At 60.0% G+C, this 26,655-nt stretch carries 21 protein-coding genes and 1 other RNA gene; 5 read left to right on the forward strand and 17 right to left on the reverse strand.

All coding sequences use genetic code 11. The features are described from left to right. The first annotated feature begins 16 nt into the window (after window positions 1–16). From GIR22_RS16200 to GIR22_RS16220, 5 genes are all read left to right on the forward strand, one after another. Window positions 17–1,183 (forward strand): efflux RND transporter periplasmic adaptor subunit, encoded by a 1,167-nt coding sequence (locus GIR22_RS16200; protein ID WP_154744310.1) that lies wholly within the window; start codon window positions 17–19, stop codon window positions 1,181–1,183. Continuing rightward, window positions 1,180–4,275: a multidrug efflux RND transporter permease subunit gene (locus GIR22_RS16205; RefSeq protein ID WP_154744311.1), complete on the forward strand. Its 3,096-nt coding sequence runs from the start codon at window positions 1,180–1,182 to the stop codon at window positions 4,273–4,275. The genes GIR22_RS16200 and GIR22_RS16205 overlap by 4 nt, the downstream gene beginning before the upstream one ends. Before the next feature lie 9 nt (window positions 4,276–4,284). After that, window positions 4,285–4,962: a heavy metal response regulator transcription factor gene (locus GIR22_RS16210; protein WP_154744312.1), complete on the forward strand. Its 678-nt coding sequence runs from the start codon at window positions 4,285–4,287 to the stop codon at window positions 4,960–4,962. After that, entirely contained in the window at window positions 4,952–6,316 is a 1,365-nt protein-coding gene (locus tag GIR22_RS16215) for a heavy metal sensor histidine kinase (RefSeq protein ID WP_178122300.1), read from the forward strand. Before GIR22_RS16210 ends, GIR22_RS16215 begins: the two co-directional genes overlap by 11 nt. 280 nt (window positions 6,317–6,596) lie before the next feature. After that, window positions 6,597–7,919: an OprD family outer membrane porin gene (locus GIR22_RS16220; RefSeq protein WP_178122301.1), complete on the forward strand. Its 1,323-nt coding sequence runs from the start codon at window positions 6,597–6,599 to the stop codon at window positions 7,917–7,919. Between the two features lie 194 nt (window positions 7,920–8,113). On the opposite strand, the gene lpxC is transcribed toward GIR22_RS16220, so the two are convergent. From lpxC to rnpB, 17 genes are all read right to left on the reverse strand, one after another. Then, the gene (gene lpxC, locus GIR22_RS16225) at window positions 8,114–9,025 is read right to left on the reverse strand and encodes a UDP-3-O-acyl-N-acetylglucosamine deacetylase (protein ID WP_054595720.1); all 912 of its coding nucleotides are present in this window, start codon (window positions 9,023–9,025) and stop codon (window positions 8,114–8,116) included. A gap of 112 nt (window positions 9,026–9,137) precedes the next feature. After that, on the reverse strand, window positions 9,138–10,328 hold the full coding sequence (ftsZ, locus tag GIR22_RS16230; protein ID WP_154744314.1) for a cell division protein FtsZ: 1,191 nt from the start codon (window positions 10,326–10,328) through the stop codon (window positions 9,138–9,140). A gap of 79 nt (window positions 10,329–10,407) precedes the next feature. Then, the gene (ftsA, locus tag GIR22_RS16235) at window positions 10,408–11,670 is read right to left on the reverse strand and encodes a cell division protein FtsA (protein WP_154744315.1); all 1,263 of its coding nucleotides are present in this window, start codon (window positions 11,668–11,670) and stop codon (window positions 10,408–10,410) included. A 15-nt stretch (window positions 11,671–11,685) separates the two neighbouring features. After that, entirely contained in the window at window positions 11,686–12,552 is an 867-nt protein-coding gene (locus tag GIR22_RS16240) for a cell division protein FtsQ/DivIB (RefSeq protein WP_154744316.1), read from the reverse strand. Between the two features lie 4 nt (window positions 12,553–12,556). Further along, a complete protein-coding gene (locus tag GIR22_RS16245) occupies window positions 12,557–13,516 on the reverse strand; it encodes a D-alanine--D-alanine ligase (RefSeq protein WP_154744317.1) in 960 nt (319 codons plus the stop codon). After that, window positions 13,513–14,937, reverse strand: coding sequence for a UDP-N-acetylmuramate--L-alanine ligase (gene murC / locus GIR22_RS16250; RefSeq protein ID WP_154744345.1), 1,425 nt, complete (start codon window positions 14,935–14,937; stop codon window positions 13,513–13,515). The genes GIR22_RS16245 and murC overlap by 4 nt, the downstream gene beginning before the upstream one ends. A 13-nt stretch (window positions 14,938–14,950) precedes the next feature. Then, window positions 14,951–16,021 carry an undecaprenyldiphospho-muramoylpentapeptide beta-N-acetylglucosaminyltransferase gene (murG, locus tag GIR22_RS16255; RefSeq protein WP_154744318.1) on the reverse strand — a complete coding sequence of 357 codons (1,071 nt, stop codon included), beginning with the start codon at window positions 16,019–16,021 and terminating at the stop codon, window positions 14,951–14,953. Continuing rightward, window positions 16,011–17,234: a putative lipid II flippase FtsW gene (gene ftsW / locus GIR22_RS16260; protein WP_154744319.1), complete on the reverse strand. Its 1,224-nt coding sequence runs from the start codon at window positions 17,232–17,234 to the stop codon at window positions 16,011–16,013. The genes murG and ftsW overlap by 11 nt, the downstream gene beginning before the upstream one ends. Continuing rightward, window positions 17,231–18,577: a UDP-N-acetylmuramoyl-L-alanine--D-glutamate ligase gene (gene murD, locus GIR22_RS16265; RefSeq protein WP_178122302.1), complete on the reverse strand. Its 1,347-nt coding sequence runs from the start codon at window positions 18,575–18,577 to the stop codon at window positions 17,231–17,233. The genes ftsW and murD overlap by 4 nt, the downstream gene beginning before the upstream one ends. A gap of 6 nt (window positions 18,578–18,583) precedes the next feature. Further along, entirely contained in the window at window positions 18,584–19,666 is a 1,083-nt protein-coding gene (mraY, locus tag GIR22_RS16270) for a phospho-N-acetylmuramoyl-pentapeptide-transferase (protein ID WP_154744321.1), read from the reverse strand. Then, window positions 19,666–21,036 carry a UDP-N-acetylmuramoyl-tripeptide--D-alanyl-D-alanine ligase gene (locus GIR22_RS16275; protein ID WP_154744322.1) on the reverse strand — a complete coding sequence of 457 codons (1,371 nt, stop codon included), beginning with the start codon at window positions 21,034–21,036 and terminating at the stop codon, window positions 19,666–19,668. Before GIR22_RS16275 ends, mraY begins: the two co-directional genes overlap by 1 nt. Next, window positions 21,029–22,492 carry a UDP-N-acetylmuramoyl-L-alanyl-D-glutamate--2,6-diaminopimelate ligase gene (locus tag GIR22_RS16280; RefSeq protein ID WP_154744323.1) on the reverse strand — a complete coding sequence of 488 codons (1,464 nt, stop codon included), beginning with the start codon at window positions 22,490–22,492 and terminating at the stop codon, window positions 21,029–21,031. Before GIR22_RS16280 ends, GIR22_RS16275 begins: the two co-directional genes overlap by 8 nt. Then, complete coding sequence (locus GIR22_RS16285; protein ID WP_178122305.1) at window positions 22,492–24,234, reverse strand: peptidoglycan D,D-transpeptidase FtsI family protein; 1,743 nt, start codon at window positions 24,232–24,234, stop codon at window positions 22,492–22,494. The genes GIR22_RS16280 and GIR22_RS16285 overlap by 1 nt, the downstream gene beginning before the upstream one ends. After that, entirely contained in the window at window positions 24,234–24,527 is a 294-nt protein-coding gene (gene ftsL, locus GIR22_RS16290) for a cell division protein FtsL (RefSeq protein WP_178122303.1), read from the reverse strand. Before ftsL ends, GIR22_RS16285 begins: the two co-directional genes overlap by 1 nt. Further along, window positions 24,524–25,471, reverse strand: coding sequence for a 16S rRNA (cytosine(1402)-N(4))-methyltransferase RsmH (rsmH, locus tag GIR22_RS16295; protein WP_377663153.1), 948 nt, complete (start codon window positions 25,469–25,471; stop codon window positions 24,524–24,526). The genes ftsL and rsmH overlap by 4 nt, the downstream gene beginning before the upstream one ends. Next, window positions 25,468–25,923 (reverse strand): division/cell wall cluster transcriptional repressor MraZ, encoded by a 456-nt coding sequence (gene mraZ, locus GIR22_RS16300; protein ID WP_178122304.1) that lies wholly within the window; start codon window positions 25,921–25,923, stop codon window positions 25,468–25,470. Before mraZ ends, rsmH begins: the two co-directional genes overlap by 4 nt. A gap of 354 nt (window positions 25,924–26,277) precedes the next feature. After that, an RNA gene (gene rnpB, locus GIR22_RS16305) (RNase P RNA component class A) lies at window positions 26,278–26,631 on the reverse strand. Window positions 26,632–26,655: the final 24 nt, after the last annotated feature.

Below are 26,655 nucleotides of genomic sequence, written 5' to 3' on the forward strand. Positions count from 1 at the left end.
CCTACGGCGCCCTCCCATGCATATTCCACGCAAACCCGCCGTAATCGTCGGCGTCCTGATACTCCTGGCCATTGCTGCCTGGGCGTCGACCCGGCCGGCCAAGACCAGGCTGGCGGCATCCACGGCGATTCCGGTGCGGGTGGTCAGCGTTGCCGAGCAAGACATTCCGCGCTTTGTCAGCGGTATCGGTTCGGTGTTGTCGTTGCACAGTGTGGTGATCCGCCCGCAGATTGACGGCATCCTCACCAAATTGCTGGTCAAGGAAGGGCAGCAGGTCAAGGCCGGCGACTTGCTGGCGACCATCGACGACCGCTCGATCCGTGCCGGTCTCGACCAGGCACGGGCGCAACGGGGAGAAAGCCAGGCGCAACTGCAAGTGGCCCAGGTCAACCTCAAGCGCTACAAGGTGCTGAGTATCGACGACGGGGTGTCCAAGCAGACCTATGACCAGCAACAGGCTCTGGTCAATCAGCTCAAGGCCACAGTCCTGGGCAACCAGGCAGCCATTGATGCAGCGCAGGTGCAGTTGTCGTACACGCAGATTCGCTCGCCCGTCACCGGCCGCGTCGGTATTCGCACAGTGGATGAGGGCAACTTCTTGCGCATGAGCGATACCCAAGGCTTGTTCTCGGTCACCCAGATCGACCCGATTGCCGTGGAGTTCTCACTGCCGCAACAGATGCTGCCCACCTTGCAACGCTTGATCGCCGCCCAACACCCGGCCAACGTCAACGCCTACATCGGCGCCGACACCGATGGCCAGACGGGTGACCTGCTCGGTGAAGGCCGCCTGAGCCTGATCGACAACCAGATCAGCGCGACTACCGGCACTGTCCGCGCCAAGGCCGAGTTCAGCAATACCGCGCAGAAGCTATGGCCGGGGCAACTGGTGACCATCAAGATCCAGACCGCCCTCGACAAAAACGTCCTGGTGGTGCCGCCGACCGTGGTACAGCGCGGCCTGGACTCGCACTTCGTGTACCGGATCAACGGTAGCAAGGTGGACATCGTGCCCGTGCAGGTGGTCTACCAAGACAGTGACCTGAATATCGTCAAGGGCGTACAGGCCGGTGACGTGCTGGTCAGCGATGGCCAGTCGCGCCTCAAGGCCGGCGCGCAGGTAGACATTCTCAAGGAACCGCCGCAAGTGATCCAGACGGCCAATGCCCAGGTGCAGCCATGAAAGGCGCTCGTTCGCCGTCTGCCTGGTGTGTCGACCACCCGGTCGCCACCCTGCTGCTGACCTTCGCGCTGGTGCTGCTGGGGTTGATTGCCTACCCGCGCTTGCCCGTCGCGCCACTGCCGGAAGCGGAGTTCCCAACGATTCAGGTCAGGGCACAACTGCCCGGCGCCAGCCCCGACACCATGGCGTCGTCAGTGGCCACGCCGCTGGAAGTGCAGTTCAGTGCCATCCCCGGCATGACCCAAATGACCTCAAGCAGCGCACTGGGCTCAACCCAGTTGACCTTGCAATTCACCCTAGACAAGAGCATCGACACCGCCGCCCAGGAAGTACAGGCGGCGATCAACACCGCCTCCGGCAATCTGCCCAGCGATATGCCGAGCCTGCCAACGTGGAAGAAGGTCAACCCGGCGGACAGCCCGGTGCTGATTCTCAACGTCAGTTCCAACAATATGCCCGGCACCGAGCTGAGCGACTATGTGGAAACCTTGCTGGCCCGGCAGATCAGCCAGATCGACGGCGTCGGCCAGATCAACATCACCGGCCAACAACGCCCGGCCATTCGCGTGCAAGCTTCGCCGGACAAACTCGCCGCCATCGGCCTGACACTGGCGGACATCCGCCTGGCCATCCAGCAATCGAGCCTCAACCTGGCCAAGGGCGCGCTCTACGGACAAAACAGCATTTCCACCCTGTCGACCAACGATCAGCTGTTTCATCCCGAGGAATACAGCGAACTTATCGTGTCCTACAAGGACGGCGCGCCCGTTCATTTACGCGATGTAGCAAAAGTGATCAACGGTTCGGAAAATGCCTACGTCCAGGCCTGGTCCGATGATACGCCGGGGGTCAACCTGGTGATTTCCCGCCAGCCTGGCGCCAATATCGTCGAGACCGTGGACCGTATCCAGGCGGAGCTGCCGCGGCTGGAGGCCATGCTGCCGGCCTCGGTGGAGGTCAGCGTGCTGTCGGACCGGACCAAGACCATTCGCGCCTCCCTGCATGAAGTGAAAATCACCTTGTTGATCGCCGTGCTGCTGGTGGTGGCGGTGATGGCGCTGTTCCTGCGCCAGTGGTCGGCGACGATGATTGTGTCCAGTGTGCTTGGGGTGTCGCTGATCGCCAGCTTTGCCTTGATGTACGTGATGGGCTTCAGCCTGAACAACCTGACCCTGGTGGCCATCGTGATCGCCGTGGGCTTTGTGGTGGACGATGCAATTGTGGTGGTGGAAAACATTCACCGTCACCTGGAAACCGGCCTGGGCATGCGCGAGTCGGCGATCAAGGGCGCCAGCGAGATTGGCTTTACTGTGGTGTCTATCAGCTTCTCCCTGGTGGCGGCGTTTATTCCGCTGCTGTTCATGGGCGGCGTGGTGGGACGCTTGTTCAAGGAGTTCGCCCTGACCGCTACCTCGACCATTCTGATTTCGGTGGTGGTGTCGCTGACCCTGGCCCCCACATTGGCCGCGCTGTTCATGCGTGCGCCAACCCATCATCCCCACGACAAACCCGGTTTCAGCGAGCGCCTGCTGGCCAGCTACGCCAGAAACCTGCGCCGTGCCCTGGCTTACCCGCGCTTGATGTTGAGCATCTTCGCTATAACCCTGGGCCTGGCCATCGCCGGTTACGTGTTCATTCCCAAGGGCTTCTTCCCGGTGCAGGACACCGGCTTTGTCCTCGGTACCAGCGAAGCGGCAGCCGACGTGTCCTACCCGGATATGGTCGCCAAGCACCATGCCCTGGCCGAGATCGTCAGGGCTGATCCCGCCGTGCAGACGTTCTCCCATGCCGTGGGCGTGACCGGGAGCAACCAGACCATCGCCAACGGCCGCTTCTGGATCGCCTTGAAAGATCGCAGTGAGCGCGATGTGTCCGCCAGCCAGTTCATCGACCGCATCCGAGCGAAACTGGCCAAGGTCCCAGGCATCGTCCTGTACCTGCGGGCTGGCCAGGACATCAACCTCAGCTCCGGCCCCAGCCGCAGCCAGTACCAGTACGTGCTCAAGAGCAATGACGGCCCGACGCTGAACACCTGGACCCAGCGCCTGACGGAAAAACTGCGGGCCAACCCGGCGTTCCGCGACCTCTCGAACGACCTGCAACTGGGCGGCAGCATCACCCACATCAGCATCGACCGCCAGGCCGCCGCCCGCTTTGGCCTGACTGCCACCGATGTCGACCAGGCGCTGTACGACGCCTTCGGTCAGCGCCAGGTCAACGAGTACCAGACCGAAACCAACCAGTACCAAGTGGTGCTGGAACTCGATACCGCGCAGCGCGGCAAGGCCGAAAGCCTCAATTACTTCTACCTGCGCTCACCGCTAAGTGGCGAAATGGTGCCGCTGTCGGCGCTGGCCAAGGTCGACCCGCCCAGCGTCGGGCCCTTGTCCATCAGCCATGACGGCATGTTCCCGGCGGCCAACCTGTCGTTCAACCTGGCGCCGGGCGTGGCCTTGGGTGATGCGGTGATCATGCTCAACCAGGCGAAGAACGAGATCGGCATGCCGGCCACTATCATCGGTACCTTCCAGGGTGCGGCCCAGGCGTTCCAGAGTTCGCTGGCCAGCCAGCCGTGGCTGATCCTCGCGGCGCTGGTGGCGGTCTACATCATTCTCGGGGTGTTGTATGAAAGCTTCGTGCATCCGCTGACCATCATTTCCACCCTGCCCTCCGCCGGACTGGGAGCGTTGGTCATGCTCTGGCTGCTGGGCCAGGACTTTTCGATCATGGCGTTGATCGGCCTGGTGCTGCTGATCGGTATCGTCAAGAAGAACGGCATCCTGATGATCGACTTCGCCCTGGAAGCCCAGCGTGTCCGTGGGCTGGCGCCTCAGGAGGCGATTTATGAAGCCTGCGTCACGCGGTTCCGGCCGATTATCATGACCACCCTCGCCGCGTTGCTGGGGGCCGTGCCGCTGATGCTGGGTACAGGCCCCGGTGCCGAACTGCGTCAACCGCTGGGTATCGCAGTGGTCGGCGGGCTGCTGGTGAGCCAGGCACTGACGCTGTTCACCACACCAGTCATATACTTGTACCTTGAGAAGCTTTTCCACAGGCCCAAACCAGCCATCGGGCTGGCGACCACACACTGAGGCGGGGTCATGCGCGTCCTGATTATTGAAGACGAAGAAAAAACCGCTGATTACCTGCATCGCGGCCTGACGGAGCAAGGCTACACCGTCGACGTGGCGCAGGAAGGCATTGAAGGCTTGCACCTGGCCCTGGAGAACGATTACGCGGTGATTGTGCTCGACGTGATGCTGCCGGGTATCGACGGCTTCGGTGTGTTGCGGGCACTGCGCGCCCGCAAGCAGACCCCGGTGATCATGCTCACCGCCCGCGAGCGGGTGGAGGATCGCATTCGCGGCCTGCGCGAGGGTGCCGATGATTACCTGGGCAAACCTTTTTCGTTCCTCGAACTGGTGGCACGCCTGCAGGCCCTGACCCGGCGCAGCGGCGGCCATGAGCCGGTGCAAGTGACCGTCGCCGACCTGTGGATCGACTTGATCAGCCGTAAAGCCAGCCGTTCCGGTACGCGCCTGGACCTGACCGCCAAAGAGTTCTCGCTGCTCAGCGTACTGGCTCGGCGCCAGGGCGAGATCCTGTCCAAGACATCAATTGCGGAAATGGTCTGGGACATCAATTTCGACAGCGACGCCAACGTGGTGGAAGTAGCGATCAAGCGCCTGCGGGCCAAGCTCGATGGGCCGTTCGAGCATAAATTGCTGCATACCATTCGCGGCATGGGTTACGTGCTGGAGAACCGCAGTGTCGACTAACTCCATCGCCCTGCGCCTGAGCGGCCTGTTCACCCTGGTGGCGATGCTGATCTTCCTGCTGATCGGCGGTGTGTTGTATCAGCAGGTAGACCGTGGCCTGGGCTTGTTGCCGGGGGCCGAGTTGGACGCGCGCTACAGCGTGCTGGAGTCGTCGGTAACGCGCTATGGAACCCCCGAACACTGGGCGAAGATCACCAACAAGCTGACATTGCTTGGGCAAGAAGACAAACGCATCCGTTTCTGGGTAGTGAGCAGTGATCCGGCCTACGAATATGGCAATCCCGATACCCGGATTCGCACCTTCGCCCAAGGGCCGACTGGCAAGCGCGACTTGCACCTGCCAGGCCACGACTATCCATTAAAAGTGTTGGTGAGCCAGTTTCCGGCCAAGGAGCAACGCCCGCCATTACGCTTCATGATTGCCATCGACACCGAGAACTTCCGTACCACCCAGCACCATTTGCTGGTGGCGCTGATCAGCCTGGCGCTTGTCGGTGTGGTACTGGCTTCGTTGCTCGGCTTCTGGGTGGCCCGTATTGGCCTCAAGCCGCTGATCAAACTCTCGGACGAGGCGCAGAAACTGGCGCCACCGAAACTCTCCGGGCGCCTGCAATTGTCACCGCTGCCGCCGGAGCTCAAGCAGTTTGCCAGCTCCTTCAATACTACATTGGAGCGGGTAGAACAGGCCTATTCCCGGCTGGAATCGTTCAACGCCGACGTCGCCCATGAACTGCGCTCGCCCCTGACAAACCTGATTGGCCAGACCCAGGTCGCCCTGACCCGCGGGCGCTCAGCAGAGCATTACTTCGAGGTACTGCAGTCGAACCTGGAAGAGCTGGAGCGACTGCGCTCAATCATCAATGACATGCTGTTCCTGGCCAGCGCCGACCAGGGCAGCAAGGCGACCAAGCTGACTCAGAGCTCGCTGGCCGATGAAGTGGCCACGACCTTGGACTACCTGGACTTCATCCTCGAAGACGCCCAGGTACGAGTGCAGGTGGTCGGCGATGCCCAGGTGCACATCGAAAAAGCCCATTTGCGTCGAGCACTGATCAACCTGCTGAGCAATGCTGTACAGCATACGGCGCCGGGCCAAACCATCGGGGTGAACATCGAGGTGCTAGAGCATCAAGTGGCGATTGGTGTGACCAACCCTGGCGAGGCGATTGCCAGCGAGCACCTGCCTCGATTGTTCGAACGCTTCTACCGGGTGGATGCGTCCCGCAGCAACAGCGGTGCCAACCACGGACTGGGGCTGGCCATCGTCAAGGCGATTGCCTTGATGCATGGCGGCGATGTGTTTGTGCGCAGTGAGGCCGGTGGCAACACCTTCGGTATTACCCTGCCGGTGTAGAAACCAACTGCCCTGGGTTACTATTGCGGTTTGGGTAATAGTCATTATCTTGTTACACTCTGTCCAGCACCGCTCAGATGCGCTAATTTGTCGCATCGAAGAGCGCGATGGCGAAGACAGCTGACCCGTTCTCCCCTATTTCCCTCGCTTGTTTCCAGGGCTCTACACTGGGAACTTGTCTTAAAGCCGCTGACTCAAGCGGCTTTTTTTTGCCCCCGAAAAGGCCAGGCACACCTGACGACACTGGCCAATTTCGATCGATCCAAAGGAGCCCCTCCCGGTGAAAAGCTCGCTGACGTTCACCCCGTTATTCCTCGCAATTACTGCAACTATCGCCCCTCTTGCCCACGCCACCGACATCCCACCCGCCGACGGTTTCGTCGAAGGCTCAAGCTTCAAGATCAACACCCGTAACTACTACATGAACCGCGACCGTCGCGACATCCACACCGATGACAGCAAGGAGTGGGGCCAGGGCTTGCTCGGCATCTTTGAGTCCGGCTACACCCGGGGCACTGTGGGTTTCGGCCTCGATGCTCACGCCATGCTCGGCCTCAAGCTCGACGGCGGTGGCGGCACTGACGGCTCCAGCATCCTGCCCGTTGGGTCCGGCAACGGCAAAGCGCCCGGTTCCTTCTCCACGGCTGGTGGCACCCTGAAAATGCGCGCCTTTGACACCGAGCTGAAAGCTGGCGACCTGTTTCTCAACAACCCGGTCATCGCCGGTGGCATGACCCGCATGCTGCCCCAGACCTTTCGCGGCGCAAGCCTGACCAACCACAGCTTTGACGGTTTCCTGATCGAAGGTGGCCGGGCCAGTTTCAACAAGCTCTACAACCAGAGCGGCCACCAACGTATCGGCACCAGCTACGGCGCATTGCCATTGAATGAGCAAAGTCGGCACCTGGACTGGGCCGGCGTCGCCTGGAGTGGCGTCCCGGGGCTGACCAGCAGCCTGTACGCGTCCGAACTCAAAGACGTCTGGAACCAGTACTACTACGACCTGGACTACACCTACGCGGTCAACGACCTGGTCAGCCTCAACCCGGGCCTGCACTTCTACCATACCCAGGACACCGGCAACGCCCTGCTGGGCAATATCGACAACAACACCTACAGCCTGCATTTCACCGTGGGTGTAGGTAATCACAGCGTCACCGCCGCTTATCAGCGGGTCAATGGCAACACACCGTTTGACTACATCGCCCAAGGCGACAGTGTGTACCTGGATAACTCCCAGCAATACTCAGACTTCAACGGCCCCAACGAACGCTCGTGGAAGCTCAAGTACGCCTATGACTTTATCGGCCTTGGCTTTCCCGGCCTGACTTCGGCGGTGTCCTACATCAGCGGTAAGACCGACCTGACCAAGGTCGATCCCGACAGCCGGGGTTATTCATCCTGGTACAGCGCCGATGGCAAGCACGCCAAACACTGGGAGCGCGATATCGATTTGAAGTACGTAGTCCAGGGTGGCAAAGCCAAGGACCTGGCCGTGCGTCTGCAGTGGGCAACCAACCGTGGTAGCAATGGCTACTCGGCGGTAGATCGGGATGTTGATGAGTATCGGGTGATCGTCGATTACCCGATTGACGTGTTCTGACCCGCTTCCTCTATCTGTAGGAGCGAGCTTGCTCGCGAAAACCTGAGTACACCGTGTTTATTCAGGAAGCTCGCGCCTACATGAGCATGGCGAGGACCACTTCAAGGCCTTCAACGATGTCTCTGCCGGATAATCGTTGAAAAAAAAGGCCACCCGAAGGTGGCCTTTAAAAACTAAAGAAAGAGAGTTGTTACTTACACCGCCGCAACGGGACGCATGTAAGAGATCGGTGCGGTGCTGGCATCTTCGAAGGTCACGACTTCCCAAGCATCTTTCTGCTCAATCAACTTGCGCAGCAGTTGGTTGTTCAGGGCGTGGCCCGACTTGAAGCCTTTGAACTCGCCTATCAGGCTATTGCCCAGCAGGTAGAGGTCACCGATTGCATCGAGGATCTTGTGCTTCACGAATTCGTCTTCATAGCGAAGGCCGTCTTCGTTCAGTACACCATCCGCGTCGACCACAATGGCGTTTTCAACGCTGCCGCCGAGTGCGAGGTTGTGCTTGCGCAGGTACTCGATGTCACTCATGAAACCAAAGGTACGGGCGCGGCTGACTTCTTTTACAAACGAAGTGCTGGAAAAATCCACGCTTGCACTTTGGGTGCGGTCACGGAATACCGGGTGGTCGAAATCGATCTCAAAGCTCACTTTAAAGCCTTCGAACGGGACGAAGGTGGCGCGCTTGTCGCCGTCTTCTACTGTCACTTCCCGCAGAATGCGAATGAACTTCTTGGCTGCGTCCTGTTCTTCCAGGCCGGCAGATTGAATCAAGAATACGAAGGGTCCAGCGCTGCCATCCATGATCGGGACTTCGGACGCGGAGAGCTCGACGTAGGCGTTATCGATGCCCAGGCCAGCCATGGCCGAGAGCAAATGCTCCACCGTATCCACTTTGACGTCACCGTTGACCAGTGTGGTCGACATCGTGGTTTCGCCAACGTTTTCCGCGCGAGCAGGAATCTGCACCACAGGGTCCAGGTCGGCACGACAAAACACAATGCCGGTGTCGACAGGCGCAGGCTTGAGGGTCAGGTATACCTTCTCCCCGGAGTGCAGACCTACACCTGTGGCACGGATAATATTCTTCAGGGTGCGTTGTTTAATCATGGCTTGGACCGCTTCAGCGCAAATTGCGAACTGGTATCAACAAAGGCTGGCGATAATAGCAGACCAGACCTTTGCTGAATACCAATCACCTTCATAGCCCTGATACATTCCATTAATCGGCCTGACGACGCAAGAAAGCCGGGATGTCCAGATAGTCCAGATCATCTTGCGGATTCGGGCTACGGGACGCAGCAGCACCGGCCTGAGCCTGGTTACGCATCACGGTCGGACGATCCAGGTCACGGTAATTCACCGACGGCAGTTCCTGGCGAGCAGGGGCTGGAGCGGCAGTCGCGGACTGGCTGGTATGAACGGTATTGTCGATAACCTTTACAGGCTTCTCGATTTTGGCGCCCAGACCGGTAGCCACGACGGTAACGTGCAGTTCGTCGCGCATGTCCGGATCGATAACGGTACCGACCTTGACCATCGCGTGCTCGGAAGCGAAGGCTTCGATGATGCTACCCACGTCGGAGTACTCACCCAGGGACAGGTCAGGACCGGCGGTGATGTTCACCAGGATGCCGCGTGCGCCTTGCAGGTTCACGTCTTCCAGCAATGGGTTGCGGATCGCCGCTTCAGTGGCTTCACGTGCACGGTTCGGACCGCTGGCGCAGCCAGTGCCCATCATCGCCATGCCCATTTCGCTCATCACGGTGCGTACGTCGGCAAAGTCGACGTTGATCATGCCCGGACGCTTGATGATGTCGGAGATACCGCGAACGGCACCGGCCAGTACATCGTCGGCCTTGGCAAAAGCCGACAGCAGGCTGGCGTCCTTACCGAGGATGGTCAGCAGTTTCTCGTTGGGAATAGTGATCAACGAGTCGACGCTTTCGGACAGCAGACGGATGCCTTCATCGGCGATCTGCATGCGCTTGCGGCCTTCGAACGGGAACGGACGGGTCACCACCGCAACGGTGAGGATCCCCATTTCCTTCGCCACTTCGGCAATGATCGGCGCAGCACCGGTACCGGTGCCACCGCCCATGCCGGTGGTGATGAACACCATGTTGGTGCCCTGCAGTACTTCCGCGATGCGCTCACGGTCTTCCAGGGCGGCTTGACGGCCAACTTCCGGATTGGCGCCAGCACCCAGGCCCTTGGTCACGGCTGTGCCCAATTGCAGGATGGTACGTGCACCGATGCTTTTAAGGGCCTGGGCGTCAGTGTTGGCGCAGATGAACTCAACGCCTTCAATGTTGCTCTTGACCATGTGGTTGACAGCGTTGCCGCCGCCACCGCCAACACCGATCACTTTGATGACCGGGCTTGCGGGGATGTTGTCTACGAGTTCGAACATTTTCCCTCTCCTTTCATTTCTCTAGTTTTTTCGCCTACTGCATGCATCTACAACAGTGAATCGGTGTTGCGGTAAATCGTCAGAAATTGCCTTTCACCCAAGCCTGCAACCGCTCGAACAACGGGGCTTTCGCTTCGTCGTCGCTTCTGTAGCTGTCGCGGCTGCTCGGACCCGACAGGGAAATGCCATCGGTCTGCTTTTGCAGCCCGTACAACAGCAAGCCCACACCGGTGGAATAAATCGGGTTGCGCACCACGTCGCCCAGGCCTTTCACGCCATGGGGCACGCCCAGGCGCACCGGCATGTGGAAGATTTCCTCGGCCAGTTCGACCGCGCCTTCCATCTTCGAGGTGCCACCGGTCAGCACGATGCCGGCCGGGATCAAATCTTCATAACCGCTGCGGCGCAATTCAGCCTGGATCAGGGTGAACAGTTCGTCGTAGCGCGGCTCGACCACTTCGGCCAAGGCCTGGCGCGACAGTTCGCGCGGTGGACGGTCGCCTACGCTTGGCACCTTGATGGTTTCACCGGCACCGGCCAGCTTGGCCAGGGCGCAGGCGTAGCGGATCTTGATTTCTTCGGCGTACTGGGTCGGAGTGCGCAATGCCATGGCAATGTCGTTGGTCACCTGGTCGCCGGCAATCGGGATCACGGCGGTGTGGCGGATCGCACCCTCGGTGAAAATCGCGATATCGGTAGTACCGCCGCCAATATCCACCAGGCACACGCCCAATTCTTTTTCGTCGTCGGTCAGCACCGAATACGCGGAAGCAAGCTGCTCAAGAATGATTTCGTCGATTTCCAGGCCGCAGCGGCGCACGCACTTTTCAATGTTCTGCGCAGCGTTGACGGCACACGTGACCACGTGGACCTTGGCTTCCAGGCGCACGCCCGACATGCCCAGGGGCTCGCGAACGCCTTCCTGGTTATCGATCACGTAATCCTGCGGCAGGGTATGCAGCACCCGCTGGTCGGCCGGGATCGCCACGGCTTGCGCAGCGTCCAGTACCCGCTCAAGGTCAGCCGAGCTGACTTCGCGGTCACGAATCGCCACGATGCCGTGGGAGTTCAGGCTACGGATATGGTTGCCCGCAACACCGACAAACGCCGAGTGAATCCGGCAGCCGGCCATCAATTGCGCTTCTTCGATGGCGCGCTGGATCGATTGCACGGTGGATTCGATATTGACCACCACGCCCTTCTTCAGGCCCCGGGACGGATGCGTGCCGATTCCGACGATTTCCAGCGTGCCGTCGTCCGCGACCTCGCCTACCAGCGCCACCACCTTGGAGGTGCCGATATCGAGACCGACGATCATTTTGCCGCTTTGCACGTTTGCCATGGGTCCTGCCTCTTCTTAATTCTTCGCGACAGCGGGCTGCGCTGCCGTGGGCGCCGCAGGGGCCCGCCAGCCGACGGCAAGGCCGTTGGCATAACGCAGGTCGATGCTCGCAATGTTCGTAATCTGTTCTTTCAAGTTTTTTTCATAGATGGCAATAAAACGGCGCATCTTTTCCACCAAGTGGCCGCGTCCCAGCAACAACTCAATGCCCGGGCCGGAACTGCCTGCCCCAGTGGTCAAAAACCAACTGCCCCGCTCGCGCAATTCCAATCGCGCAATGGAAAAGCCCAGTGGCCGCAGCATCTGGCTCAAGGTCTGGTACTGCTGCATCACTTGCTGTTGCGCCCGTTGTGGCCCGAACAACTGCGGCAAATGCTCGTAGTTGGCCAGTTCCCGCGGGGTGAAGGCCTGGCCCTGGTTGTTCAACAGCGCCTCATCGCCCCAACGGGCCACGGGCAGTTGTTCTTCCAGGCGGATCGTCACTTGATTCGGCCAGACCCTGCGCACTTCGGCGTGGGCAATCCACGGCATCTGCTCCAACTCGGAACGCATGCCCGCGAGGTCAACGGTGAAGAAGCTCGCCGCCAGGAATGGGCCGATCCGCTGCTGTACCGCTTGCTGGCTGATGTAGCTCAAATCACCTTGCACGTTGACCTTGGTGATCGGTCGGTCGGCGTAAGGCAGCAAACGCTGGGCACCTTCGTAGGTACCGAAACCCAACGCTACCAACAGCACCGGCCAGAACAGGGCCTTGAGAAAACCAAAGTTGGCTTTCGGCAGGCGCGCCGACATCGGCTCTTTAGCCACCATTCGACTGGCACCCCGTGGCACCGGCTTGCGGCCGGGTGCGGGTTGCTGATGACGAAGCGATGCGCCTTGCATGGTCTTAACCTCGCGCCTCTACATAACTGGCCGCCAGAATGGCCAGCACCAACTGCTGGAAATCCAGTCCGGCCGCACGTGCAGCCATGGGTACCAGGCTGTGGTCGGTCATCCCCGGTGCAGTGTTGACTTCCAGGAACCAGAAGTTCCCTTGCTCATCCTGCATCACGTCTGTCCGTGCCCAACCGGCAATACCCAGTGCCTCACAGGCTTTCGCCGTGAGGTCCATCAATTGCTGTTCCTTGGCACTGTCGAGGCCACACGGAATCCGGTACTGGGTATCGGAAGCCAGGTACTTGGCGTCGTAGTCATAAAAGGTATGGGGCGTACCCAAAGCGATAGGCGGCAAGACCTGGCCACGCAAGGTTGCGATGGTGTACTCGGGACCGGAAATCCACTGTTCAACCAACACTTGCGAATCGTAGGTACTGGCCGCTTTCCATGCGTCAATCAATTCGGCGGCCGAGTTCACTTTGGCCATGCCGATACTGGAGCCTTCATGGGCTGGTTTGACGATCAAAGGCACGCCCAGTTCCTTGGCTGCCGAAATACAATCGTCTTCGCTGCACAGCACGGCGTGACGCGGAGTCGGAATGCCCAGGCTGTGCCACACCTGCTTGGTGCGCAACTTGTCCATGGCCAGTGCCGAGGCAAGGATGCCACTGCCGGTATAGGGAATACCCAGGCATTCCAGCAAACCCTGCATGCTGCCGTCTTCACCGCCACGGCCGTGAAGGATGATGAAGGCGCGGTCGATTTTCTGTGCCTGCAGGCGCGCCAGGAGATCGTCGCCCACATCGATACCGAATGCATCCACGCCGCCGCTTTTCAGCGCCTCGAGCACGGCATTGCCGGACTTGAGCGACACTTCACGTTCGGCGCTCTTGCCGCCGAACAACACCGCGACACGGCCAAAATCGGCTGGTGCAATGGTTGAGAACAAAGAACCATAATCAGTGGTCATTTCAACTTCCCCCGTGGTGCGGCAAACAACGGGCTTGCCAACAGTTTCGGGGCCAGGCCACCGATATCGCCAGCGCCCTGGCACAACAGGATGTCACCGGCGCGCAGCAGCGGCTTGACCACTGGTGCCAGGTCGATACCCCGCTCGATGTAGATCGGGTCCAACTGACCACGCTGACGAATGCTGTTGCACAGCTTGCGGCTGTCGGCACCCGGGATCGGCTCTTCACCCGCCGGGTAGACTTCCATCAAAAGCAGGACGTTGGCATCAGCCAATACATTGACGAAGTCGTCGTACAGATCGCGAGTACGGCTGTAACGGTGCGGCTGGTAGACCATCACCAGGCGGCGCTCCGGCCAGCCGCCACGCACAGCCTTGATCACCGCCGCGACTTCGGTCGGGTGGTGACCGTAATCGTCCACCAGCATCACGCTGCCGCCGTCTACCGGCAGTTCACCATAGACCTGGAAGCGCCGGCCTACACCGGCAAAGCCCGAAAGGCCGTCGACGATGGCTTCATCGCTGACGCCTTCATCGGTGGCGATGCAGATGGTCGCCAGGGAGTTCAGCACGTTGTGGTTACCCGGCATGTTCACCGAAACGTCCAACGGCTCACGGTCAGGGCGCAACACCGTAAAGAAGGTCTGCATGCCCTGCTGGCGAACATTGATGGCACGCACGTCGGCGTCTTCGCTGAAGCCATAAGTCACGGTCGGACGCTTCACCTGTGGCAGGATCTCGCGCACCACCGGATCGTCCAGGCATACCACCGCCAAGCCGTAGAACGGCAGGTTGTGGAGGAATTCGACGAAGGTCTTCTTCAACTTGTTGAAGTCGCCGTCGTAGGTCGCCATATGGTCGGCGTCAATGTTTGTGACCACGGCCACCAGCGGTTGCAGGTGCAAGAAGCTGGCGTCACTTTCGTCAGCTTCGGCAATCAGGTAGCGGCTGGTTCCAAGCTGTGCATTGGTACCTGCTGCATTCAGTCGGCCACCGATCACGAACGTCGGGTCAAGGCCACCGGAAGCGAACACCGAGGCAATCAGGCTGGTGGTGGTAGTCTTGCCGTGGGTACCGGCGACGGCGATACCATGGCGGTAACGCATCAGCTCGGCCAACATCTCGGCGCGGGGCACCACGGGAATGCGGCGCTCAAGAGCGGTAGCCACTTCCGGATTGGACGTATTCACCGCGCTGGAGACGACCAGCACATCGGCCTGGGCGGCGTTCTCGGCACGGTGACCGATGAATATCTGTGCACCGAACGATTCCAGGCGCTCGGTGACCGGCGACATTTTCAGGTCGGAGCCAGAGACCTGATAGCCCAGGTTCAGCAGCACTTCGGCAATTCCGCACATGCCCACGCCGCCGATTCCGACGAAGTGGATGCGACGGATGCGGCGCATTTCCGGTTGCGGCATGGCTTTCTGATTCTCAACCACGGGCCACCTCCAGGCAGATATCGACCACGGTACGGGTTGCGTCAGGTTTGGCCAGGCGGGCTGCGGTGTTCGCCATGCTGTTCAGTCGTTCCGGTTGCATCAAAACCTCAGTCAGGCGTGCGGCCAAATCGGCGGCGCCGGTCGTTCTTTGCGGCAGCAGGAAGGCAGCGCCCTCCTCGGCCAAATATTCGGCGTTGCGGGTCTGGTGATCGTCGATGGCATGGGGCAAAGGCACCAGCAAGGACGGCAGGCCCGCGGCAGCCAGTTCACTGACGGTCAACGCACCTGCGCGACAAACCACCAGGTCGGCCCAGCCGTAGGCATGGGCCATGTCTTTGATGAAGGGCTGTACGTTGGCCTCGACACCCGCGTCGCGGTAGCGGCCTGCAGTCACCTCATCGTGGTTCTTGCCTGCCTGATGGAAAACGGCCGGACGCTGTTCCACAGGAAGTTGCGACAGGGCTTCAGGCAGCAATTTATTCAACGGCTCGGCCCCCAGGCTTCCGCCCAGGATCAACAAATGCGGCTTGCGGCCGGCCGGGGCCTGGCGAGCGATAGCCATGAACAGCTCGGTACGTACCGGATTACCGGTGGTACGGCGCTTGTCCGACGGGGCAAAGGTGTTGGGAAACGCTTCGCATACCCGCGCAGCCAACGGCACCAACAACCGGTTGGCGGTTCCCGCAACGGCATTCTGTTCGTGGACAATCACGGGCACACCCGCGAGCCTGGCCGCGACACCACCAGGACCGGTCACATAACCACCAAAGCCCAGTACGCACACCGGCTTCAATTCGCGGATCACCTTACGGGCTTGCCACACCGCCTTGAGTAATACGAACGGTGCCTTGAGCAGGGACAACTTGCCCTTGCCCCGCAGACCCGCGACGTTGATCAAATGCAATGGCAAGCCGGCATTCGGCACCAATTCGTTTTCAATGCCCCGCGGCGTACCCAGCCAATGCACCGTGTAGCCACGGGTTTGGAATTCGCGGGCACAGGCCAGCGCCGGGAACACATGGCCACCGGTGCCACCCGCCATGATCAGCACGTTAGCGCCCATGGGTCGGCTCCTCGGCGAAGTCGCTTTCGCTGAACTCCATATCTTCGCTGCCCAAGTGGGTTCGACTCTCCCATTCGATGCGCAGCAATAAGCCAAGACAGGCGCAGCAAATCACCAGGGAACTGCCGCCATAGCTGAGAAACGGCAAGGTCAGGCCCTTGGTCGGCAGCAGGCCGACGTTTACCCCAATGTTGATCAAGAACTGGCCGATCCACAGGAACGCCAGGCCGTACGCCACATAAGCGGCGAAGTACTGCTTGGCTTTCTCGGCCCACAAGCCGATGTACATGGCCCGCACGCAGACAAACACGAACAGTGCGAGGGTGCACAAGGACCCTACGACGCCCAGTTCTTCAGCCAGCACCGAAAACACGAAGTCAGTGTGGGCTTCCGGCAGGTAGAACTGTTTCTGCACGCTATTACCCAGGCCGACACCCAACCACTCACCACGACCGAAAGCGATCAACGCCTGGGTCAACTGGTAACCGGAACCGAACTGGTCAGCCCACGGATCGGTAAAGGTGATCAGGCGAGCCATCCGGTAGGGTTGCGCCTGGACCAGGACCGTCACCGCTCCCACCGCCAGCAACACCATCAAGGTGAAGCGGAACAATCCGACGCCGCCAAGGAACAGCATTGCCGCTGCCGCGCCCATCATCACAACAGTGGCACCGAAGTCGGGCTCCATCAGTAACAGGCCGGCCATGGGCAGCAACACGATGAATGGCTTGAAGAAGCCCATCCAGCTTTCGCGCACTTCTTTTTGGCGACGTACCAGATAACCCGCCAGGTAAATCACCACGAATACCTTGGCGATTTCAGACGGCTGCACGTTGAACGCACCGAAGCCGATCCAACGCATGGAGCCGTTCACCTCACGGCCGATGCCCGGCACGACCACCATCACCAGCAAACCGAAAGCGCCGATCAGCATCAGCCAGCCCAGCCGCTGCCAGGTAGCGATCGGAATCATCATGGTGACGATGCACGTCGCCAGTCCGATCACCATGTACACCAGGTGGCGGATCATCATGTACAGGGTGTTACCCGACTGCACTGCGGCCACTTCCGAGGACGCCGAGGTAATCATCACCAGCCCCAGGCCCAGCAGTGCAAGGCAGCCGACGAGCATCGGGAAGTCGAGGTCAACACCGCGCCCGGTAATGATCGGCGATGGATACGGCTTGATGATATTTCTGAAGTTGATTGTCATGCCAAGGCCTCCACGGCGCGGGCAAACAGCTGGCCACGCTCTTCGTAGTTCTTGAACATGTCAAAGCTGGCGCACGCCGGCGACAGCAATACCGCATCACCCGGTTGGGCCAGGGCCCGACATTGAGCGATGGCGTCGTCCAGCGATTGCGCACGAACCTGTGGCACCGCATCGCCCAGGGCATCGGCGATCAAATCGCAATCCCGCCCCATCAGCACCACGGCGCGGCAATTGGCAGCCACCGGACCTTTGAGGTCCTTGAAGTCAGCGCCCTTGCCATCGCCACCGGCAATCAACACCAGCTTGCCGTCGATATCGGCCCCCAGGCCTTCGATGGCAGCCAATGCGGCGCCAACATTAGTGGCCTTGGAGTCGTTGTAATAACTGACGCCGCCCAGGTCACGGACCCACTGACAGCGATGCTCAAGCCCGGCGAAAGTGCGCAGGCTCGACAGCATGGCGTCGAACGGCAAGCCGACCGCATGCCCGAGGGCCAGGGCCGCCAGGGCATTGGACTGATTGTGGGCACCACGGACTTTCAATTCGCGCACCGGCATCAGGTTCTGGAATTCAAAGGCCAGGTATTTCTCGCCGTTTTCTTCGCGAATGCCAAAGGCCTTGAAGTCCGGCTTGCTCAAGCCAAAGGTCCAGCACGGCAGGCCTTCACCCATCAACGGCCGGCTCAGGGCGTCCTGGCGGTTAACCACCACTTGCCGGGCACCGCGGAAGATCCGGTGCTTGGCCAGGTGATAGGCCGGCAGGCCGCTGTAGCGGTCCATGTGGTCTTCGCTGACATTCAACACAGTGGCCACTTCGGCCCCCAGTTGATCGGTGGTCTCCAGTTGGAAACTCGACAACTCCATCACATAGAGTTCGACGTCGTCGCTGAGCAGATCCAGCGCCGGGGTGCCCAGGTTGCCGCCCACGGCGACACGTTTGCCGGCCGCAGCCGCCATCTCGCCAACGAGGGTGGTGACGGTACTTTTTGCATTGGAGCCGCTGATGGCAACAATCGGCGCTTTTGCGTTACGCGCGAACAACTCGATATCGCCGGACAATTTCACGCCACGGGCGGCTGCCGCTTGCAGGGCCTTGGTGGCCAACGCCAGGCCGGGGCTCACGTAGAGTTCGTCGGCACGGCAGAGAAATTCCACATCCAACTCGCCACAACGCACTTCCACATGCGGGTAGTCACGGCGCAGCGTGACCAGCTCCGGTGGATTTTCCCGCGTATCGGCGACGGCAAACGACGTGCCCCGGTTCGCCAGGAAGCGAACCAGGGACATGCCGCTCTTGCCGAGGCCGACAACGATGCGGAAGTGGTCAGAAGCGATCAAGGACACTCGTCTCTACCTCAGTTTCAGGGTGGCAAGGCCGACCAGAACCAGAATCACGGTGATGATCCAGAAGCGGACAATCACGCGTGGCTCAGGCCAGCCCTTGAGTTCAAAATGGTGGTGTATCGGAGCCATGCGAAATACGCGGCGCCCGGTCAACTTGAAGGAGGCCACCTGGATCACCACCGACAAGGTTTCCATCACGAACACACCGCCCATGATGAACAGAACAATTTCCTGGCGTACGATCACCGCGATCGTGCCGAGGGCCGCGCCCAGCGCCAGTGCGCCTACGTCACCCATGAACACCTGGGCCGGATAGGTGTTGAACCACAAAAAGCCCAGGCCGGCACCGATCAGCGCCCCGCAGAACACAATCAGTTCGCCGGCACCTGGCACGTAGGGAATCAACAGGTATTCAGCGAATTTCACGTTACCCGACAGGTAGCAGAAGATACCCAGCGCACCACCGACCATCACCGTCGGCATAATCGCCAGGCCGTCGAGGCCGTCGGTCAGGTTGACCGCGTTGCTGGAGCCGACGATCACGAAATAGGTCAACACCACGAAGCCAACGCCCAACGGAATGCTGGCGTCCTTGAGCATTGGCAGGATCAGGGTGGTTTCCACCGCGCTTGGTGCGGTCATATAAAGGAAGATCGCCGCGCCCAGGCCAAACACCGACTGCCAGAAATACTTCCAGCGGCTTGGCAGCCCCTTGGAGTTTTTCTCGATCACTTTGCGGTAGTCATCAACCCAGCCAATGGCGCCAAACAACAGGGTCACCAGCAGTACGACCCAAACGTAACGGTTGTTCAGGTCAGCCCAGAGCAAGGTGCTGATGCCAATGGACGACAGAATCAGCGCGCCGCCCATGGTCGGGGTGCCGGACTTGGACAGATGCGACTGCGGGCCATCATTGCGAACCGACTGGCCAATCTGCAGGCTCTGTAACGTACGGATCATCCATGGCCCCAGAAACAGCGACAACGACAGCGCGGTCAGCACACCCAAAATCCCGCGCAGGGTCAGGTACTGAAAGACCGCGAAGCCTTTGTGGAACTGTTGCAGATACTCAGCCAGCAGCAGCAGCATTAATGTTTCTCCGTACTTGAGCCACACAAAGCCACGACGACGTTTTCCATCACCGCGCTGCGCGATCCCTTGATCAAAATAGTGGTGTGTTTGTCTTGTTCGGTTGTGCCCAGCGCCTGGATCAGCTCGGCCTGGCTTGCAAAGTGCCGTGCCCCGGGACCGAAGGCGCCCACTGCGTGAGCCATGTTCGAACCCACGGCGTAAAGAGCATCAACCTTGCCTGCGGCATAGGTGCCCACTTCACGGTGAGCCTGTTCAGCCCAATCACCCAACTCCGCGATATCACCAAGCACCAGGACCTTACGGCCATCAAAGCCAGCCAGCAGGTCGATGGCGGCACAGATCGAGGATTGGTTGGCGTTATAGGTGTCATCGATGACGCGCATACCGTTGGTTGCCAGTTGTGCAACGGTACGGCCCTTGACCGGTTGTACCGCGCCAAGGCCGGTGGCGATGCCAAACAGCGAGATGCCCAGGACATGAGCGGCGGCCGCAGCGGCCAGGGCATTGGCGACGTTATGGTTGCCCAGCAAATTCAGCTGGACGTGCACTTCACCTTGCGGGGTATGCAGGGTGAAGGCCGGGCAGCCACGGGCATCGACGGTGATCGTCGAAGCATGGAAATCAGCCGCAGCGTTGTTCACCGAAAAACTCAATACCTTGTGCCCCGCGGCGCGTACTCGCCAGGTTTCGAAGGCCTTGTCGTCGAGGTTCAACACAGCGATGCCACAAGCATCGAGGCCTTCGAGGATTTCACCCTTGGCTTCGACGATTTTCTCTGGGCCACCGAACTCCCCCACATGGGCAGTGCCGGCATTGTTGATTACAGCAACCTGGGGTTTGGTCAGGGCCACGGTGTAAGCGATTTCGCCAACGCGCGAAGCACCCAACTCGATAACTGCCGCAGTGTGTTCCGGAGCCAGTTCCAGCAAGGTCAGCGGAGCACCGAAATCATTGTTCAGGTTGCCACGGGTGGCCAGTACCGCCCCGCGTGTACGCAGGATGCCCGCCAGCAGTTCCTTGACCGTGGTTTTGCCACTGGAACCGGTGATCGCTGCCACTGGCTTATCGAAAGCCGCACGGTTCAGGGCACCGAGTTGCCCCAATGCCAGGCGAGTATCGGCCACCAACAATTGCGGCAAGGTCGACTCAGCAACTTCGCGCTGCACCAGGGCACCGACGGCGCCTTTGGCGGCGACTTCATTCAGATAGTCATGACCATCGAAACGCGGGCCAGCCAGGGCGACGAACAGTTGCCCCGGCTTGATGGCGCGGCTGTCGATGCTGACGCCGTCGAAACTGCAATCGCTCGACAACAGGTGTGCCGACAGGGCCTCGGTCAATTCGCTGAATTTCAGGGCCTTAAGCATGAGCCACCTCCCACGCGGTCAAGGCATGATCGGCCTCCACCAGATCGGAGAAAGCATGGCGTTCGCCGTTGATTTCCTGGTAGTCCTCGTGACCCTTGCCAGCCAGTACCACCACGTCGTCGGCGCTGGCACTGGCGATCAGTTGAGCGATGGCCACGCCACGACCGGCAACAAACGTCACTTTCGAAGCGTCGACAAAGCCTTCACGGATATCATCGAAAATCTGACTCGGTGCTTCGCTGCGAGGGTTGTCATCAGTGACAAGGACACCGTCCGCCAGCCGTTCGACAATTTGCGCCATCAGCGGACGCTTGCCGCGGTCGCGGTCGCCACCACAGCCGAACAGGCACAGCAACTTGCCCTTGGCGTGGGGACGCAGGGCCAGCAAAACTTTTTCCAGGGCATCCGGGGTGTGGGCGTAATCAACCACCACCAATGGCTGGGTGCCGCCACCCAGGCGCTGCATACGACCGGCCGGGCCTTCGAGCTTGGGCAATACGCGGAGGATTTCATCCAGGGCGTAATCCAGGCCAAGCAAGGCGCCGACGGCAGCCAGGACATTGCTCAGGTTGAAGCGACCGAGCAAGGTGCTGCGCAGATGGTGTTCGCCCTGTGGCGTCACTAGCGTGGCGCGCACGCCTTCGTCATTAAACTGGGCTTCACGGCAATACAGGTAAGCGCTGGAATCCTCCAGGCTATAGCTGATCAGGCGCGCCTGGCTTTTTTCAGCCGCCAACTGGCGACCGAACTCATCGTCCAGGTTCACCACCCGGCACTTCAGGTCATTCCAGGCAAACAGCCTGGCCTTGGCGACGGCGTACGCCTGCATGGTGCCGTGGTAATCCAGGTGATCGCGGGACAGGTTGGTCATCACCGCCACATCGAACGCCAAGGCGGTCACTCGCCCCTGGTCCAGGCCGTGGGAGGACACTTCCATGGCAACGGCCTTGGCACCGGCCTTTTTCAGGTCGGCCAGGGTCGCCTGGACGGCAATCGGGTTGGGTGTGGTATGCAGGCCGCTTTGCAGCGCGCCATAGAAACCGGTACCCAGTGTGCCGACAATGCCGCAGTGTTGACCCAGCAAATCAAGCGCCTGGGCAACCAACTGAGTCACGCTGGTCTTGCCGTTGGTGCCAGTGACACCCACCAGGTTGAGAGCGCGGCTCGGGTCACCATAAAAGCGTCCGGCAATGTCCGACAGTTGCGCCGCCAGGCCCTTGACCGGAATCAACGGCACGTCGGTGATCGGCAGCACGGTGGAGCCTTCCACTTCATAAGCGACGGCTGCCGCACCACGTTGCAAGGCGTCAGCAATGTGGGCACGGCCATCGAACTTGCCTCCCGGTACCGCCAGGAACAGGTCACCGGCACGCACATTGCGGCTGTCCAGAGTCAACTCGCGAATCAGCAGGTCACGGCCGGCGTGGGCAAAAATCTTGTTCAGGCTAAGAGACATCAGCCGCGCCCTCCATTGGCTTTTATAACAGCGGCCGGTGGCCCGGCGTTCGCCTGCTGGGTCGGCGGTAGGTTATCCGGCGTGATATTCATCAGGCGCAGCGTGCCGGACATCACTTTGCTGAACACCGGCGCCGAGACCAGGCCGCCGAAGTAGCCGGCCTTGCTCGGCTCATCGATGACCACGACGATGGCGTAACGTGGATCGCTCATCGGGCCGAAGCCGGCAAACAGCGAACGGTAGGAGTTTTCCGCATAGCCCTTTGTGCCAACCGAAACCTTACGGGCGGTACCTGATTTGCCAGCTACGTGATAAGCCGGGACCTGAGCACGGAAGACCCCGCGCGGCGCCTCGATTACTTGTTGCAACATGCCTTGGATGGTCTTGGCGATGTTTTCCGGAATGACCTGAGCGGCCTTCGGCGCTTCATCGACACGGATCAGGCTAAGGGGCACCTTGCGACCATTATTGGCCAACACGGCGAAGGCATGAGCCAACTGGATCGTGGTCACCGACAGGCCGTAGCCGTAGGACAGGGTCGCAGTCTCGGCCTTGCGCCACTTGCGGTAGTTCGGCAGGTTACCCACGCGCTCGCCCGGAAAGTCCAGGCCGGTGGGCTGACCCAGGCCGACTTTTTGTGCCAACTGATAAATGCTCTCGCCGCCGATATCGAAAGCGATCTTGCTCATGCCGACGTTACTGGAGTTGATCAGGATGCCGGTCAAGTCCAGCACCGGGCCTTCGCTACGGGAAACGTCACGAATGGTGTATTTGCCCAACTGCAGCGTGCCGGGATAGACCTCGACCTTGTCGCTGGGCTTCCAGCGCCCGGTTTCCAGGGCGGCACTCATGGAGATGGCCTTCATGGTCGAGCCTGGCTCGAACACATCGATCATGGCGCGGTTGCGCATCATCGCCGGTTGCAGGTTGCGACGGTTGTTCGGGTTGTAGGTTGGCTGGTTGACCATGGCGAGGATCTCGCCGGTCTTCACGTCCATGATCACCAGGCTGCCGGCCTTGGCACCGTTCTCGATGATGGCGTTGCGCAGCTCGCGGTTGGCCAGGTACTGCAGGCGCAAGTCAATCGACAACGCCAAGGGCTTGCCAGCCTTGGCGTTTTTGGTGACCTGAACATCCTTGATCAGCCTGCCGCGTCTATCCTTGATAACCTGTCTTTTCCCGGGAACGCCGGCCAGCCATTCGTCGTAGGCCAGCTCTACACCTTCGCGGCCGTGATCGTCGATGTCGGTGAACCCCACCATATGGGCAGTGGTTTCGCCGGCAGGATAGAAACGTCGAAACTCCTCGATCCCGTAGACACCAGGGATTTTGAGGTTGAGCACCAGTTGGCCTTGCTCGGGGGTCAGGCCACGAACAAGATAGATGAACTCTTTATTGGCCTGGGCTTCCAGGCGCTCGTTCAAGACTTTTGGATCCTGGCCCAGAGCGGTGGCCAGTTCCGGCCATTTGTTCTTGACGGCCTGCAATTCCTTGGCGTTGGCCCACAGGGTGGTCACTGGGGTGCTGACGGCCAGGGGCTCTCCGTTACGGTCAGTGATCAGGCCGCGGTGCGCAGGAATCGGGATATGACGCAGGCTGCGAGCATCGCCCTGGCCGATCAGGAAGTCGCGATCAACCACCTGCAAATCAAAAATCCGCCAGGTGATCGCGCCTACCATCAATGCCAGCAAACCCAGCACCACACGGAAACGCCACGGGTAGAGTGCGCCCTCAAGCTTCATCATGGCGCCACCATGCGGACGTCGGCCGCGCCCGGAATATGCATTTTCAACTGTTCAGTGGCCAGCACTTCGATCCGGCTATGAGCCGTCCAGGTGCTTTGCTCCAGAATCAGCCGACCCCACTCCGCCTGCGCCTTGTCGCGCACACTCAATTCCCCGTACAGGGAGTTGAGCAACTGGCGGTTCCAGTGGGCGCTGTAGGACACCGCAATCGCGGACACCAGTACGCCAACAAACAGCAGCAACATAAAGAAGCTGCCGCCCGGAAGGGGCTTGGCGAAAAGCTTGCTCACCGCAACTTCTCCGCGACGCGCATGACAGCACTACGGGCACGTGGGTTGGCCTTGAGTTCTGCCTCGGAGGCGAACTGCGCTTTGCCATGGGTTTTGATTTTCGGCACAAAAGCTTCGAAGCGGACCGGCAGGTTGCGCGGCAGGTTGTCGGATTCACCCTTGACCAGGCGACGCATGAACAACTTGACGATGCGGTCCTCCAGGGAGTGGAAACTGATCACCACCAGGCGACCGCCCACTTCCAGGGATTCCAGGGCAGCTTCAAGGCCCGCCTCCAGGTCGCCCAATTCGTTGTTGACATGAATACGCAGGCCTTGGAAAGCACGGGTAGCCGGGTTCTTGCCCTTCTCCCAGGCCGGGTTGGCGACTTTCAGCACTTCGGCCAGGTCGGCAGTGCGTTCGAATGGCTGGATTTCCCGACGTTCGACCACGGCACGGGCCATACGACCGGAGAAACGCTCTTCACCGTATTCCTTGAACACTCGGGCAATTTCTTCCACCGGGGCGGTGGCGATGAACTGCGCGGCACTGACCCCGCGGGACGGGTCCATGCGCATATCGAGCGGACCGTCGTTCATGAAGCTGAAGCCGCGTTCGGGATCATCCAGCTGTGGCGACGACACACCAAGATCGAGCAAAACCCCGGCCACCTTGCCCGCCATGCCACGTTCGGCGACTTCCGCACCCAACTCGGCAAAGCTGCGCTGCACAACGACAAAGCGGCCGTCTTCGGCCGCTAGCGCTTGCCCGGTGGCAATCGCTTGAGGGTCTTTGTCGAACCCGAGGAGCTTACCGTCGGAACCGAGCTGGCTGAGGATCAACCGGCTATGCCCGCCACGCCCGAACGTGCCATCCAAATAGCAACCATCAGGGCGTACGGCGAGAGCCTCGACGGCTTCGTCAAGCAGTACGGTGATGTGGTTAAAGCCGCTATCAATAGTCACAGGATCAAATCACGCAGTTCATCAGGCATGGCGCCCGGTTGTTGAATAGCCGCCAGGTCTGCTGCCGAAACAGCATCCCAGGCACCTTCGTCCCACAATTGGAACTTGTTCAGTTGGCCTACCAGCATTGCGCGCTTGTCCAACTTGGCGTATTCGCGCAGACGCGGTGGAACCAGGAAACGACCACTGCCATCGAGTTCGAGATCGACGGCGTTACCAATCAACAAACGCTGCAAACGGCGGTTTTCTTCACGCAACGAAGGCAGGGCTCGCAACTTGGTTTCAATCAGTTCCCACTCATCGAGCGGGTAAACACACAAACAAGGGTCAACGGCGTCAATCGTGATGATTAACTGCCCGGAACTTCGCGAAATGAGCTCGTCACGATACCGGCTCGGCATAGCGAGACGGCCTTTTGCATCGAGACTGATAGCGTTAGCTCCGCGAAACACAGGTGCGTTTCTCCAATTTTTAGCGTTTTACGTTCAAAAAACCCACTTTATGCCACTTTCCGCCACTTGCGCACACTATAGGAATGCGCCCACCACACCGTCAAGGCGCGGATTAAAGGAAAAGCCTTACAGAACGGAGATTTAGGAAGGTAAACGAAGGGGAAACGACAGTTTTGCAATATTTTTGACTCGACAATAACCAACAGCTCAATAACCTAGAGCCGAAAGTTAAAGTAATTTATTAAGAGTAAGATTTTTTTGGTATTACGAAGACGCATCTGCCATTGATTCAGCAGGGAGGGATTCTTGCGTTACTACCGGATTTTTGCCCGAGATTCGAGCAAAAGGAAAAAGGTGGAGAGTCGATCTATAAGCCGGGTTCTGTCTTGAACAGTCATTCGTCTACGATGGCCATCACTGGACATCTTTAGCAACCTACCCGGTTCCAGCGCGGGCCACGCCTTGGAACCCTATTTGGTCTTGCTCCAAGTGGGGTTTACCTAGCCACGAACTGTTGCCAGTCGTGCGGTGCGCTCTTACCGCACCTTTTCACCCTTACCGGCACCGAAATGCTTAGGCGGTTATTTTCTGTGGCACTTTCCGTAGGCTCACGCCTCCCAGGCATTACCTGGCACTTCGCCCTATGGAGCCCGGACTTTCCTCCCCCCCCTAATTCTCATAGAGGGCAGCGACTGTCCAATCGACTCTCCGCCGCGAAGGTTAACGGCACGC

Source organism: Pseudomonas karstica (genome assembly GCF_009707515.1).
GTDB classification, from domain to species: Bacteria; Pseudomonadota; Gammaproteobacteria; order Pseudomonadales; family Pseudomonadaceae; genus Aquipseudomonas; species Aquipseudomonas karstica.